This window comes from Rhodoplanes elegans (assembly GCF_016653355.1).
Lineage (GTDB): Bacteria > Pseudomonadota > Alphaproteobacteria > Rhizobiales > Xanthobacteraceae > Rhodoplanes > Rhodoplanes elegans.
The window spans coordinates 18,454-31,936 of sequence record NZ_NHSK01000165.1 but is presented as its reverse complement, the minus strand read 5'-3'; the positions used below and the strand labels follow the sequence as shown (position 1 = coordinate 31,936).

Below are 13,483 nucleotides of genomic sequence, written 5' to 3'. Positions count from 1 at the left end.
GCCGCTCACTCGGCCTTCGGCGAGCCGCCGGCCGCGGCCTGCGGACCGGCCGGAGCCGCACGGGTGATCGGCTCCTCCTTCGGCGTCACCTTGATGCCGGGCCGGGTGCGCGCCATGCCGTTGACGATCACCAGGTCGTTCGGGCCGAGCCCGTCCTTGATCACCCGCAGCTTGCCGTCGAGCTGGCCGAGGGTGACGAACTTCTGGCGCGCCGTGTTCTCGGCATCGACCACGAACACGTACTTGCGCACCTGCTCGGAGCCGATGGCGACGTCCGGCACCAGGAGCGCGGTCTGCGGCTGCGAGGCCGGCACCTGCACGCGGGCGAACATGCCGGGCGTGAACAGCCCGTCCGGATTGGGCAGCACGGCGCGGCCGCGGATCGTGCCGGTGGTGCGCTCGATGACGTTGTCGACGAAATCCATCCGGCCCTTGTGGCCGAACTCCTTCTCGTCGATCAGCTTCAGCGCGACCTCGAGGCCGCCGGCGCGGCTCGCCGGCCCGTCGGTCGTCATCCGCTGGTAGCGCAGATAGGCGGCCTCGTCGTAGGTGAACTCGAAACGGATCGGGTCGTAGGTCACGATGGTGGCGAGCAGCGTCGTGGTGCCGCCGGTGCCGCCGGTGACGAGATTGCCGACCGACACGCGGCGATCGCCGATGCGCCCGGTGATCGGCGCCTTCAGCTCGGTGAACTCGAGATCGAGCGTCGCCTGGCGGACCGCCGCCTCCTGGGCCGCGACCGAGGCTTCGGCGACGCGCTTCGCCTGGGTGCGCTGGTCGAAGGTCTGCTCCGTGATGGTGCGGTCGCGCACCAGCTGCTGGGCGCGCGACAGATCCGCCTCGGTGAAGGCGAGGTTCGCCTTGGCCTGGGCGAGGTTCGCCTTGGCCTGGTCCAGCGCGGTCTGGAACGGCCGCTTGTCGATGGTGAACAGCAGATCGCCCTGCTTCACCATCTGGCCGTCCTTGAAATGGATCTGGTCCAGATAGCCCGACACGCGCGCGCGGACTTCCACCGAGTCGATCGGCACGAACCGGCCGACATACTCGTCGTAGTCGATCACGGTGCCTTCGACCGGCTTCGCCACGGTCACCTGCGGCGGCGGCGGGCCACCGGCCTGCGGCTGCTTGGTCTCGCCGCCGCATCCCGCCAGAACGACAGCCGCACCGACGGCGACGAGACGCGCCCACTTCGAACTCATGACAGCTCCGGAATTTCTAACGACCATCGACATCGCGCATCCTGTCGGCCTTTGTATGGCCCGCTTGATATGGACCGCCTGGAGAAGGAAGCCCGGCGCTGGCGCGACGTCCCGATGGTCTTCCATAACCGCGTGGCATCCCCATATCCGCCCGTGCCATGCAAGTAAATCGACGAAATGATCGAACTCGGAGTTCGCTGTCCGATCGAACCCGGAGTTTTCCTTCATCACGACGGTATCGTGGCCCCGGCGACAAAAACCGGGACCAGAGTCTAGAGATTCCAAACGTCGTCGACATCGCGGATACGAGCAATATCGCGCCACCGGTCGGCCTCGCCCCGAACGATAATTCCGGTCCGGGCTCCGAAAGCTCGGACGATACTGCGCTGCTGGACGCGTATTCGAACGCCGTCACGTCGGTCGTCGATCGCATCGGGCCGGCCGTGGTGCGGCTCGATGTCGTCGGCCCGCAGGGCCGCCGCGGCTCGGGCTCCGGCGTGATCGTGTCGCCGGACGGCCTGATCGTCACCAACCACCACGTCGTCGCGGCCGCGGCGGCGCGCGCGCCGGGCGTGCGGCTCGCCCTCACGACGGCGGACGGCCTGCGGCTCGGTGCCCGCGTGGTCGGGGCCGATCCCGACACCGATCTCGCCCTGGTGCGGGTCGACGAGAACGTGCTGCTGCCCTCCGCCGCGCTGGGGGACTCGCGAAGGCTCCGCCGCGGCCAGCTCGTCGTCGCGATCGGCAATCCGCTCGGCTTCGAGTCGACCGTCACGGCCGGCGTCGTGTCGGCGCTCGGGCGGTCGCTGCGCGCCTCGAACGGCCGGCTGGTCGACGACCTGATCCAGACCGACGCCGCGCTCAACCCCGGCAATTCGGGCGGACCGCTCGTCGCCTCGCACGGCGAGGTGGTCGGCATCGCCACCGCGATCATCCAGGGCGCGCAGGGCATCTGCTTCGCCATCGCGGCCAACACGGTGAAGCACGTGCTCGGCGAGCTGGTGCGGCACGGCCGGGTGCGCCGCGCCTTCATCGGCATCGCGGCCGCCCAGACCGCCCTACCGGCGCGGCTGCGGCATCTCGCCGGAGTCGCCCAGGAGAGCGCCGTGATGATCGCCGGCGTCGATCCGGGCAGCCCCGCGGCGGAGGCCGGGATCGTCGCCGGCGACGTCGTGCTGGCGATCGACGGCGTGCCGGTCACCGGCGCCGACGAACTCGTGCGAATCCTCACCGGCGAGCGGATCGGCCGCGCGCTCGCCATCGAACTCTTGCGCGGCGGCGAGCGGCGTACGGTCCCGGTGGTGCCGCTGGAGCGACCCGGGCGCACGGCGGCGTAGCCGGCAGAGAGCTTCGCCGAGACCCGCCGACGACCGCGCTGCGATTGCGCACGCGAATTTGTACCACTTTCGGTTTACTTTCTGCCGATCGCCCGCTTAGGTTGTGACTGCAACCCGCGGGGGTCTGGCCGCCGGGCCGCGCCGCACCCACGGCGCGCCGGACGGTGTCGTGCGCCCGCCATCGGAGGCCGGCGATGCTGTTCTATGTCCAGATGCGGTGGAACTATCAGGGGCGGATCAACCAGGATCAGCTCTGGGCGCTGGAGGAGCGCGAGGGCGAGCACGGCGTCGCCGGCATCCGGGCCGGCTTCGTCCAGCTCTACAAGGTGGTGTCGCAGCATCGCATCATTGCGATCGTGAAGGCCGACTCGCTCGAGGATTTGGACCGCAACTCGATGGGCTGGCTGCCCATGCGCGAGTATCTCGACTTCGAGGTGGTGTGGGCGCTGCGCGACTACGAGGGCTTCCTCGGCGACGTGAAGGCGCGCTTCCCGCGGCCGGGCGCTCCCCTGCCCGCCCCGGGCTCGGTCGATCCGGCGGCGACCCGCGAGATCGCCGCGGCGTGGTTCGAGAACCTGAGCGCCGGCCGCTCCGAGGAGGCGCTGAAGCTGGTCCATCCCGACGTCATCTGGGACAACGTGCCGCCGGTGCCGGGCGTCACCGATCTCGCGCCCTGGCTCGGCTCCTATCGGGGCCTGCCGGCCGTGCTCAAGAGCTTCGAGGTGTGGGCGGCGCATTCCCGCATGCTCAGCTTCGCGCTGCTCGGCGACATCATGGTCGACGGCGCGCGGGCGGTCGGGATCGTCCACGAGCACGCCCAGTGCATCGCCAACGGCAACGAGTACGACCTCCAGGTCGCGACCTTCCTGACGGTGCGCGACCGCCGCATCGTCGAGTGGCGGGTGAACTGGGACGTGTCGCCGCTCGTGCGCGCGTATCGCAACCTGTGAGTCCCCCCATGGATGCGCCGACCCAGGAGGCGCCGTCGCACGTCTCAGGCTGCGATCTCGTCGCGGCCGTGCGGTCCGGCACGGTCGCCGCGGTCGCCGTCGCCCTCGGCGCCGGGGCCGACCCGAACGGGATCGATCCGGCGAGCGGGCTGACGCCGCTGATGTTCGCCGCCGGTCTCGGCGACGGCGACAAGGTGGCGGCGCTGCTCGCCGCCGGCGCGCTGGTCGACGCGCTCGACGGCAAGGCCGGCACGGCGGCGCTCCACAAGGCCTGCCAGGGCGCCCACACGGCGGTCGCCCGGATGCTGATCGAGGCCGGCGCCTCGGTCGACCTGCAGGCGACGTCGACGGGCCACACGCCGCTGTTCGAGGCGATCTGGTTCAAGGCGGACGCGATCGTCGCGCTGCTGCTCGACCGCGACTGCCGGCTGACGCCGACGAGCTATTACGGCTTCACGCTGCCGAACCATCTCGCCTACGCCAAGAATGTCAGCCAGGGCGCCGGCGACGCCGAGGCGCTCGCCCGCATCGAGGCGCTGATCGCGCAGCGCCAGGCCCGCGACGCCGCCGCGATGGGCGAGGCGGCGCTGATCCGCGCCGTGCAGGCCGGCGATCTCGCGGCCCTGCAGGCGGCGCTCGCCGACGGCGCGGCGGTCGACCGGCGCTGGCCGGTGGTCGGCGGCTTCGACGACGGCCACACGGCGCTGCTCGTCGCCGCCCGTCAGGGCCTGACCGAGATGGTCGGCCTGCTGATCGACGCCGGCGCCGACGTGAATGCGGTCGAGCCGGTGTTCGGCGCCGTGCCGCTGCACAAGGCGACCTACAACGGCCACGTCGAGATCACCCGGCGACTGGCGCAGACGACGGGCGTGAACCTCGATTATCAGGGTCCGTCGAACGGCTACACGCCGCTGCACGACGCGCTGTGGCACGGATTTTCGGCGTGTGCCGCCGTGCTGCTCGACGCCGGCGCGAGGACCGACATCGTCGCGTGGGACGGCAAGCGCCCGCTCGATCTCGCGCGGGAAAAGCTCGGCCAGGACGATGCGGTGACGAAGCGGCTGGCGGCGGCGACGTGATCACTCAAGGTCGGCGACCGCGTTGAAGCCTCGTGTCCCGGGCGCGGTGCGACGCACCGCGAACCGGGACCCAGGGCGATCGAACGAGACGTTTCCACCCGGCACCCCTAGGCCCCGGCTCTGCGGCGCATCAGGCCTGCGGCCCGATGCGCCTTGTCCGGGGCACACGGAGCAAATCACAGGGGATCGACGGGCGGTGCCGGCGGCACCGGCGGGGCGGCCGCCTTCCGCCGCCGCGCGAGGCGGCGCAGCCATTGGCGGCCGAACAGGGCCGCGATGGCGAGGCCGTAGGCTGCGGCGCCGATCAGCGCGAGGGCGGCGAGCGACGTCTCGTGGCGGAGCATCTGGCCGGGCTCGATCAGCGCGGCGACGACCCGCTGGCCGGCGACGAGCGCCACGGCCAGCACCACGGCGGCGATGGCGAGCCGCGCGACCGAATACATCAGCCGCGAATCCCAGCCGAGCAGGCCGGCGCGGCGGGCGAACCAGACGACGAGCCCGAAGTTCACCCAGGCGCCGACCGCGGTGGCGAGCGCGAGGCCGACCTGCGACAGTGGCCCCATCAGGGCGATCTTGAGAGCCACGTTGACGACCACCGAGACGAGCAGCGCCTTCACTGGGGTCTTGGTGTCGCCGCGGGCCAGGAAGGTCGCCGTGACGCTGCGGATCAGCACGAAGGGCAGCAGGCCGACCGTGTAGGCGGCGAGCGTCGCGCCGGCCGCCGCCGCGTCGGCGGCCGTGAAGGCGCCGCGTGAGAACAGCGCCAGCATGATCAGATCGGGCAGCAGCAGGAAGGCGACCAGGCACGGCACCGAGAGGAGGAGCGCGAGCTCGACGGCCCGGCTCTGGGCATCGCGCGCGCCCGCCTCGTCGCCGCCGGCGATGCGGCTCGCCATCTCGGGCAGGACGACGGTGCCGACCGCGATGCCGATGACGCCGACCGGGAGCTGATAGAGGCGGTCGGCGTAGTAGAGCGCCGACAGCGCGCCCGCCGGCAGGAAGCTCGCGATGATGGTGTCGGCGAACATGGCGATCTGCAGGCCGGCCGAGCCGACCGTCGCCGGACCGAGCGCCTTGAAGAACCTCTTCACGTCGTCGTCGAGCGCGAGGCCGGAGAAGCGTGGCAGGCCAGTGCGGCGCGCCACGTCGGCGCCGACCAGCAGCACCTCGAGCACGCCGGCGATCAGCACGCCCCAGGCGGCGGCGTGGCCGGCGGTCGGGAAGAAGGCGGCGAGCGACAGCGTCGCCATCATGCTGAGATTGAGCAGCACGGGCGCCGCGGCCGGCGAGGCGAAGCGCTGCACGGCGTTGAGCATGCCGCCGTAGAGCGTGACCAGGCTGACCAGCACCAGATACGGGAAGGTGATGCGGGTCAGATCGACGGCGAGATCGAATCGCCCGCTGCCGGCCGCGAAGCCGGGCGCCAGGAGCCCGATGACGGCCGGCGTGAAGGCGAGCGCCAGCGCCAGCAGCACGGCCTCGGCCGCCATCAGCATGGTGAAGACCCGATCGGCGAACAGCCGCGCCGGATCGGGCCCGCCCTGCTTCACGATGCGGGCATAGGCCGGCACGAAGGCGGCGTTGAACGCCCCCTCGGCGAAGATGGCGCGGAAGTGATTTGGAAGCCTGAGCGCGACGAAGAAGGCGTCGGCGACCGGCCCGGCGCCGAGCACCGCGGCCAGCATGATGTCGCGCAGGAAGCCGGTGACGCGCGAGACGAGCGTCAGCCCCCCGACAGTCGCGATGCGTCCGAGCATGGCCCGTTGTCCGTCATTCCGGGGCGCACCGCAGGTGCGAACCCGGAATCCAGCCACGTTTTTCGAGGTCCCGGCTGGATTCCGGGTTCGGCGCTGCGCGCCGCCCCGGAATGACCGAGACGCGACTATACGGCCGAATTCACCCCTTCACGGCCCGCCGCACGGCGTCGATCACCCGGTCCTGCGACGCCGTGTCGAGGTAGGCGTGCATGGGCAGCGCGATCACCTCGGCCGCGACCTTGTCGGACACGGGCAGGCCGTTGCCGGCGGTCGGATAGTGCTTGTAGGCCACCTGACGATGCAGCGGGATCGGATAGTAGATCGCGGTCGGCACGCCGTCGGCCTTGAGCGCCGCCGCGAACGCATCCCGGGTGCCGGCGGGAATCCGGATCGTGTACTGGGCCCACACCGACGAATAGCCCTCCGGCACCACCGGCACGCCGACCACGTCGGCGAGGCCTTCGGCGTAGCGGCGGGCGACGGCGTCGCGGGCGCGAATCTCGTCGGCGAAGATCTTCAACTTCTCGATCAGCACGGCGGCCTGCACGGTGTCGAGCCGCGAGGTGAGGCCGATGCGGATGTTGTCGTACTTGTCGGAGCCGTGCCCGTGCACGCGCAGGCTCTTCAGCGTCGCCACCAGCTCGGGATCGTCGGTGAGGATCGCGCCGCCGTCGCCGTAGCAGCCGAGCGGCTTTGCGGGAAAGAAGCTCGTCGCTGTCGCGGTGGCGAGGCCGTCGACGCCGAGCCGCCGGCCCTTGTAGGTCGCCCCATAGGATTGCGCCGCGTCGTCGAGCACGAACAGGCCCTCGGCCTTGGCCAGCGCCGCGATGGCGTCGTGGTCGGCCGGCAGGCCGAACAGATCGACCGGGATGATGCCGCGCGGCTTCAGGCCGAGCGACTTCGCCGTCTCGATCGCGGCGGCGGCGCTCTCGACCGAGATGTTGTAGGTCGCCTCGTCGATGTCGGCGAACACCGGCGTCGCGCGATGCAGCGCTACCACCTCGGCGGTGGCGCAGAACGTGAAGGACGGGCAGATCACCGCGTCGCCGGGACCGATGCCCTTGGCCATCAGCACCAGCGAGAGCGCGTCGGTGCCGCTCGCGCAGGTGACGGCGTGGCTCGCGCCGCAGAAGGCGGCGAGGTCCTTCTCCAGCGTCTGCACCTCCGGCCCGAGGATGAACTGGCAATGCGCCAGCACGCGGGCGACGGCGTCGTCGACCTTGGTGCCGAGGGCGCGGCGTTGCGCCGCCACGTCGATGAAGGGGATCGGCTGCGGCTGCAGGCGGGCGTGCTGGGTCATGCGATGTCCTGCATGCGATGTCGTGTGGGTCTGTTCTCGTGGACGTCCGGCCGCGGCGTCGGGCGCGCGCCTCAGCGCGCCACCACGCGCGGCTTGCGGAGCGGCAGGCCGATCGCCTCGCCGCCGACCTCGAGGCAGCGGATGGCGATCTCGAGGCTGGCAACGCCCTCCTCGCCGGTCACGGCGGGGCGCGTGCCGGTGCGCACCGCCTTGACGAAGGCGCCGAGCTCGGCGCGCAGCGGCTCGTCGTGGCCGACCGAGAGGTGGCGCATCGAGTAGCTGCCGTCCGGCTGGAAACCGAAGCACTCGGTCACCTGCCGGGTGAGCAGATCGCCCGTGATGTACTTCCGCTTGGTGGCGATCTGGACGGTGCGCGCCTTGAACGGCGTCAGCCAGTTGGTGTTGATGTGGGCGAGCACGCCGGAGGCGGTGCGGAACTGCAGGAGCGCGATGTCCTCGCGTTCGGCCTTGGCGCTGGAGAGCTGCGGCTGGACCTCGGTGATCTCCGAGTCGGTGAACCACCGCACCAGATCGATGTCGTGCACGGCGAGGTCGATGACGATGCCGACGTTCGACATGCGCGGCGGGAACGGCCCGACGCGCGTGATCGCGATCGACAGGATGTCCTCGTTGCGGATCGCCTCCTTCAGCGATTGCGCGGCCGGGTTGAAGCGCTCGACATGACCGACCATCAGGGTCACGCCGGCGCGCTTGGCCGCCTCGATGATCTCGTGGCCCTGCTCCACCGTGGAGGCGATCGGCTTCTCGATCATCACGTGGACGCCGCGCCGGATGCAGGTGAGCGCGACCTCGCGATGCAGATGCGTCGGCGCCGCGATGGTCACGGCGTCGACGCCGAAGTCCAAGAGCTTGCCGACGTCCGGGAAGGTGCCGCAGCCGAGCGTGCGGCCGACGAACTCGGTCTGCCCGACGCTCGGATCCGCGACACCGACCAGTTGCACGCCCGGCAGGCCGGCGAACACGCGCGCGTGGTTGCATCCCATCACGCCGACGCCGACCACGCCGACGCGCAACGGCTTCTGGGCGCTGCCCTTGGCGCTGTCGACCATGACCACCTTCCCCGAAAACTGTCCTCGCGCCCTCCTAGCACGCCGGCCGGGAGCGTGCGACGTGAAAAGAACGTCAGGTAAACACGTTTTGATTCAAATATTTACAATCTGGATTTCAGGCCCGGCTACGGGCTCTTCCGGATTCCTTCGGGCGGCGTCTCGCGTCAACGCGCCTGCGGCGAAGGCATTTCGAATCGTGCGCAAGCCGCAGGCACGCCGGTCTCAACGCACCAATCCGTAGCCGTCGAGATCGATTTCGGGCGTGCGTCCGGACACGATGTCGGCGAGGATTTTTCCAGTGCCGCAGGCCTGCGTCCAGCCGTTCGAGCCGTGGCCGATGTCGAGATAGAGGCCCTCGATCGGCGTCGCGCCCAGATAGGGCGGTCCGTCCGGCGTCATCGGCCGCAGGCCGGCCCACGGCTTGATGTCGCCGTCGAGCGACACGTCCGGATACATGGCCCGCACGGTGCGACGCACCGCCTCGATGCCGTCGCGCCGCACGCCGAGACCGTAGCCCGCGACCTCCGCCATGCCGGCGGCGCGCAGCCGCGTGCCGAGCCGCGTGATCATCACCTTGGTGTGCTCGTCCATCACGGCGGAGCGCGGCCCCACCTGATCAGATGGCAGATCCACCGTGATGGAGTAGCCCTTCACCGGGTAGATCGGCAGATTGATGCCGTGCGGCCGCAGCAGGAACGGCGCCTCGACGCCGAGCGCGACGACGACGGCGTCCGCCTCCAGCGGCCCCTTGTCGGTCTCGACGGCGCGCAGCCGCTGCCCCTCGACCCGCAGGCGGGTGATCTTCGTGCCGAACAGGAAGCGGACGCCCTCGCCCTGCAGGCGCGCGGCGAGCCGCGCCGCGAACAGCGCCGAGTCGCCGGTCTCGTCGCCGGGCAGGTTCAGGCCGCCGACGAACTTGATCTTGGAGCGCGCCAGCGCCGGCTCGGCGGCCAGCACGCCGTCGTCATCGAGGAGCTGATGGGTGACGCCGAACTTCTCCAGCACGGCGCTGGCGCGGCGGCCGCCGGCGACCTCGTCGGCGGTGCGGAAGAGCTGCAGCACGCCGCCCTCGCCGTGGTCGTACTTGATCCCGATCTCGCGGCGCAGATCCTTCAGGCACGCCTTGCTGTAATGGGCGATGCGCTGCATGCGCGCCTTGTTGCGGGCGAAGCGCTCGGGCGTGCAGTTCTGCACGAAGTCCAGAAGCCAGGCGTACTGATAAGGATCGAGCGTCGGCCGCATGGCGAGCGGCGCGTAGCGCTTCAGCATCCAGCGCAGGCCCTTCATCGGCATGCCGGGCGCGGCCCACGGGCCGGCGAAGCCTGGGCACACGCCGCCGGCATTGCCGAAGCTCGTCTCGAGGCCGGCGCCGGTGCGTCGCTCGACGACCGTGACGGTGTGGCCGGCGCGGTGGAGATAATGAGCGCAGGCGGTGCCGACCACCCCTGCCCCGAGCACGAGAACGTTCATGGGTCCGTCCTGTCGCCGTTCCGGCGAAAGCTGTCGCCGATCCGGCCGTTCTTGCCGCCGCGACCGCGGCGACCGTTGGCATGAGCACCGGCCGCGAGCGGCGCCCGCGGCCGGTGCAGTCGTGAAAAGCCTGTCGACGGCACGATCGACCGGCGCAAGCGCCGGCCGACCGGAAAGTCACTGCGACTTGATCATGGCGTCCTTGATGATCTTCTCGGTGCGCGCCGTCTCGTCGGCGATGAAGGTCTTGAACGCCTCGGTGGAGGAGCCGATCGGCTCGAAGCCGAGCACGGCGAAGCGGCGCTTGGTGTCCTCGTCGGCCAACACCTTGGCGGACACCTCCTGCAGCTTGGCGGTGATCTCGGGCGGCAGGTTCTTCGGCGCCCACAGCCCGTACCACGAGCCGAAGTCGAGCGGGTTCATGCCGGACTCGGCGACCGTCGGGATGTCGGGCGCCGCCTTGCTGCGCTCCAGGCTGGTGATGGCGAGCGCCTTGATCTTGCCCGCCTGCACCAGCGGCAGCGAGGCGACCATCGGATCGGCGACGAGCTGGATCTGGCCGCTCATCAGGTCGGCGAGCATCGGCGTCGCGCCCCGATAGGCGATGACCAAAGCATCGACATTCGCCTCGTGCTTGAGCAGCTCGACCGCGAGATGGCCGGCCGCCCCGAAGCCCGAGGTCGCGAACGTGTACTTGCTCGGCTCCTTGCGGACGAGGTCGAAGAACTCCTTCAGCGTGTTGGCCGGTACGTTCGGCGCCGTGCTGACGATCAGCGGACCGGAGGCGACGAGGGTGATCGGCGTGAAGTCCTTCGTCACGTCGTAGGGCACGTTCTTGAACAGGAACGGGGCACCGACATGCAGCGAGGCGTGCAGGAGCAGCGTGTAGCCGTCCGCCGCGGACTTGGCGACCGAGCCGGCCCCGACCGTGCCGCCGGCACCACCGGCGCGGTTCTCGACGATCACGCTGACGCCGAGCGACTCCTGCAGCTTGTGCGCCAGGATGCGGGCGACGCCGTCGACCGAGCCGCCGGCCGGCACCGGAACCACGACCGTGATGGTCCGCGACGGATAGGCGTCGCCGTTCGGTCCCGCCATCGCGGGGCCGGTCGCCGCCGGCCCGGACACGGCCAGGGCGGAGAGAACCGCGCAAGCCGCCAAAGCATTTCTGAACATGTCGTCCTCGTCGTTCGCCTGCCCCGCGACCAGCCACACCACGCGGGTCGCTCCTCGGCATCTGCGTACCTTTCACAAGGCAAGACCCGCGCCAGTTTTTCCGGGGCGTTCGGTGGCGACGGACTGTGATCGACCATGACCAGGGTCGATCGGCGAGGATCGCGATGGACGATGGCGATGGACGATCGCGACGTGATCAGATCGGCATCGACGACGAGGTCCTGCCGAACGAATTCGGGCGCGCGGAGCGATCCGCGCGCCCGAGCACCGACGTCGCCGTCGGCCTATTCCGTCTTGATGTTCGAGTCCTTGATGATCTTTTCGGCGCGCGCCATCTCGTCGCCGATGTACTTGGCGAACTCCTCGCTCGTCGAGCCGATCGGATCGAAGCCGAGCGTGGCGAAGCGCTTCTTGGCGTCCTCCTGGGCCAGGACCTTCACCGAGACCTCCTGCAGCTTGGCGGTGATCTCGGGCGGCAGCCCCTTGGGGCCCCAGAGGCCGTACCACGACACGAAGTCGAGCGGCTTCATGCCGGATTCCGCGACGGTCGGAATCTCGGGCGCCGAGGCGGTCCGCTTGAGGCTCGTCACCGCCAGCGCCTTGATCTTGCCGGACTGGGCGAGCGGCACCGAGGAGAGCGCCGGATCGGCGATCAGCTGGATCTGGCCGCTCATCAGGTCGGTCAGCATCGGGCCGGCGCCCTTGTAGGCGATGACCAGCGCGTCGACGCCCGCCTCGCGCTTGAGCAGCTCGACGGCGAGATGCCCGGCCGAGCCGAAGCTCGAGGTCGCGAAGGTGTATTTCGACGGGTCCTTGCGGACCAGATCGAAGAACTCCTTCAGATTGGTCGCCGGCACGTTCGGCGCCGTGCTGACGATCAGCGGCCCCGCCGCGACCAGGGTGATCGGGGTGAAGTCCTTCACCACGTCGTAGGGCACGTTCTTGAACAGGAACGGCGAGACGACGTGGATCGACGCCTGCAGGAGCAGCGTGTAGCCGTCCGGCTGCGCCTTCGCGACCGTGTTGGCGCCGATCAGGCCACCGGCACCGCCGGCGCGGTTCTCGACGATGACGCTGACGCCGAGCGCCTCCTGGAGCTTCTGGGCGAGCACGCGGGCGACACCGTCGACCGAGCCGCCGGCCGGATACGGCACCACCATGGTGATGTTGCGGTTCGGATAGGCCTGCGGCTGGGCCTGCGCCGACGGCACGGCACCGTCGAACGTCACGCCGGCGAGGGCCGAGAGAGCGACAGCACACGCTGCCAGGGTTTTTCGTAGCATATTGTCCTCGTGTCTGTCGGAACGACAGTGAAGATGATCTCAGTACGTCCCGGGATAGCTTCCACCATCGATCAGCAAGTTCTGACCGGTTATAAACCCGGCCTTCGACGAGCACAAAAAAGCAAAATACGCGCCGAGCTCTTCCGGATCGCCGTAGCGACGCGCCGGATTCGCTGCCGCACGCGCATGCCAGACCTGCTCGAAGCGGTCGCCGACGTCGTCGATCATGCCACGGATGTGACGACGTTGCGCGTCGCTGTCGAAAATGCCGGGCAGAAGATTGTTGATGGTGACGTTATGGACCACGGTCTGGCGCGAGATGCCGGCGACGAAGCCGACGAGGCCGGAGCGCGCGCCGTTCGACAGGCCGAGCTCCGGCTGCGCGATCTTCACGCTGCGCGACACGATGTTGACGATGCGGCCGAACCTCCGCTCCATCATGCCGTCGACCGTGCGCCTGATCATCTCGATCGGGCCGAGCATCATGGCGTCGAGCGCGGCGATCCAGTCGTCGCGCCGCCAGTCGCGGAAGTCGCCGGGCAGCGGGCCGTCGGCGTTGTTGAGCAGGATGTCGGGCTCGGGGCATGCGGCCAGGATCGCGTCGCGTCCCGCCTCGGTCGTGATGTCGGCGGCGACCCAGGCCACGCTGCCGCCGGCATGATCACCAATATGACTACGAATGTCCTGCGCCGCCTGCTCCAGCGTCGCCGGGGTGCGCGCCGCGATCGTGACCGCGACGCCCTCGCGGGCGAGCGCCAGGGCGCAGGCCTTGCCGAGCCCGCGGCTCGCGCCGCACAGCAGCGCCTTGCGGCCCGCGATTCCGAGATCCATGGGCCGCCTCCGCCGCCGTGCCGAGAAACGT

11 protein-coding genes are annotated in these 13,483 nt (G+C 70.1%); 3 read left to right on the top strand and 8 right to left on the bottom strand.

Annotated features, from left to right (window positions below):
• Positions 1-5: 5 nt before the first annotated feature.
• Positions 6-1,199 carry an efflux RND transporter periplasmic adaptor subunit gene (locus tag CCR97_RS20885; protein WP_111355336.1) on the bottom strand — a complete coding sequence of 398 codons (1,194 nt, stop codon included), beginning with the start codon at positions 1,197-1,199 and terminating at the stop codon, positions 6-8.
• A gap of 443 nt (positions 1,200-1,642) precedes the next feature.
• On the opposite strand from CCR97_RS20885, the gene CCR97_RS20880 reads away from it, so the two are divergent.
• The 3 genes from CCR97_RS20880 to CCR97_RS20870 all read left to right on the top strand — a co-directional run bounded on the left by CCR97_RS20880 (position 1,643) and on the right by CCR97_RS20870 (position 4,565).
• On the top strand, positions 1,643-2,536 hold the full coding sequence (locus CCR97_RS20880) for a S1C family serine protease (protein ID WP_245428683.1): 894 nt from the start codon (positions 1,643-1,645) through the stop codon (positions 2,534-2,536).
• Positions 2,537-2,730: 194 nt separating this feature from the next.
• The gene (locus CCR97_RS20875; protein WP_111355334.1) at positions 2,731-3,486 is read left to right on the top strand and encodes a nuclear transport factor 2 family protein; all 756 of its coding nucleotides are present in this window, start codon (positions 2,731-2,733) and stop codon (positions 3,484-3,486) included.
• A gap of 8 nt (positions 3,487-3,494) precedes the next feature.
• Complete coding sequence (locus CCR97_RS20870; RefSeq protein ID WP_111355333.1) at positions 3,495-4,565, top strand: ankyrin repeat domain-containing protein; 1,071 nt, start codon at positions 3,495-3,497, stop codon at positions 4,563-4,565.
• Positions 4,566-4,741: 176 nt separating this feature from the next.
• Here CCR97_RS20870 and murJ read toward each other — a convergent pair whose 3' ends face one another.
• The 7 genes from murJ to CCR97_RS20835 form a co-directional block, all read right to left on the bottom strand.
• Positions 4,742-6,322: a murein biosynthesis integral membrane protein MurJ gene (gene murJ, locus CCR97_RS20865; protein WP_111355332.1), complete on the bottom strand. Its 1,581-nt coding sequence runs from the start codon at positions 6,320-6,322 to the stop codon at positions 4,742-4,744.
• 139 nt (positions 6,323-6,461) lie between these two features.
• The gene (locus tag CCR97_RS20860) at positions 6,462-7,622 is read right to left on the bottom strand and encodes a DegT/DnrJ/EryC1/StrS family aminotransferase (protein WP_111355331.1); all 1,161 of its coding nucleotides are present in this window, start codon (positions 7,620-7,622) and stop codon (positions 6,462-6,464) included.
• 71 nt (positions 7,623-7,693) lie between these two features.
• The gene (locus CCR97_RS20855; protein WP_111355330.1) at positions 7,694-8,692 is read right to left on the bottom strand and encodes a Gfo/Idh/MocA family protein; all 999 of its coding nucleotides are present in this window, start codon (positions 8,690-8,692) and stop codon (positions 7,694-7,696) included.
• A gap of 222 nt (positions 8,693-8,914) precedes the next feature.
• Positions 8,915-10,162: a D-amino acid dehydrogenase gene (locus CCR97_RS20850; RefSeq protein ID WP_111355329.1), complete on the bottom strand. Its 1,248-nt coding sequence runs from the start codon at positions 10,160-10,162 to the stop codon at positions 8,915-8,917.
• Between the two features lie 177 nt (positions 10,163-10,339).
• Positions 10,340-11,380 carry a Bug family tripartite tricarboxylate transporter substrate binding protein gene (locus tag CCR97_RS20845; protein ID WP_245428682.1) on the bottom strand — a complete coding sequence of 347 codons (1,041 nt, stop codon included), beginning with the start codon at positions 11,378-11,380 and terminating at the stop codon, positions 10,340-10,342.
• 242 nt (positions 11,381-11,622) lie between these two features.
• Entirely contained in the window at positions 11,623-12,621 is a 999-nt protein-coding gene (locus CCR97_RS20840) for a Bug family tripartite tricarboxylate transporter substrate binding protein (RefSeq protein WP_111355328.1), read from the bottom strand.
• Positions 12,622-12,660: 39 nt separating this feature from the next.
• Positions 12,661-13,452, bottom strand: a complete 792-nt coding sequence (locus tag CCR97_RS20835; protein WP_111355327.1) for an SDR family oxidoreductase — start codon at positions 13,450-13,452, stop codon at positions 12,661-12,663.
• Positions 13,453-13,483 lie beyond the last annotated feature (31 nt).

Coding starts and splice junctions, on each gene's coding strand:
- CCR97_RS20860 (WP_111355331.1), bottom strand. CDS start 7,622: ATGACCCAGCACGCCCGCCTGCAGCCGCAGCCGATCCCCTTCATCGAC.
- CCR97_RS20840 (WP_111355328.1), bottom strand. CDS start 12,621: ATGCTACGAAAAACCCTGGCAGCGTGTGCTGTCGCTCTCTCGGCCCTC.
- murJ (WP_111355332.1), bottom strand. CDS start 6,322: ATGCTCGGACGCATCGCGACTGTCGGGGGGCTGACGCTCGTCTCGCGC.
- CCR97_RS20850 (WP_111355329.1), bottom strand. CDS start 10,162: ATGAACGTTCTCGTGCTCGGGGCAGGGGTGGTCGGCACCGCCTGCGCT.
- CCR97_RS20875 (WP_111355334.1), top strand. CDS start 2,731: ATGCTGTTCTATGTCCAGATGCGGTGGAACTATCAGGGGCGGATCAAC.
- CCR97_RS20835 (WP_111355327.1), bottom strand. CDS start 13,452: ATGGATCTCGGAATCGCGGGCCGCAAGGCGCTGCTGTGCGGCGCGAGC.
- CCR97_RS20870 (WP_111355333.1), top strand. CDS start 3,495: ATGGATGCGCCGACCCAGGAGGCGCCGTCGCACGTCTCAGGCTGCGAT.
- CCR97_RS20885 (WP_111355336.1), bottom strand. CDS start 1,199: ATGAGTTCGAAGTGGGCGCGTCTCGTCGCCGTCGGTGCGGCTGTCGTT.
- CCR97_RS20855 (WP_111355330.1), bottom strand. CDS start 8,692: ATGGTCGACAGCGCCAAGGGCAGCGCCCAGAAGCCGTTGCGCGTCGGC.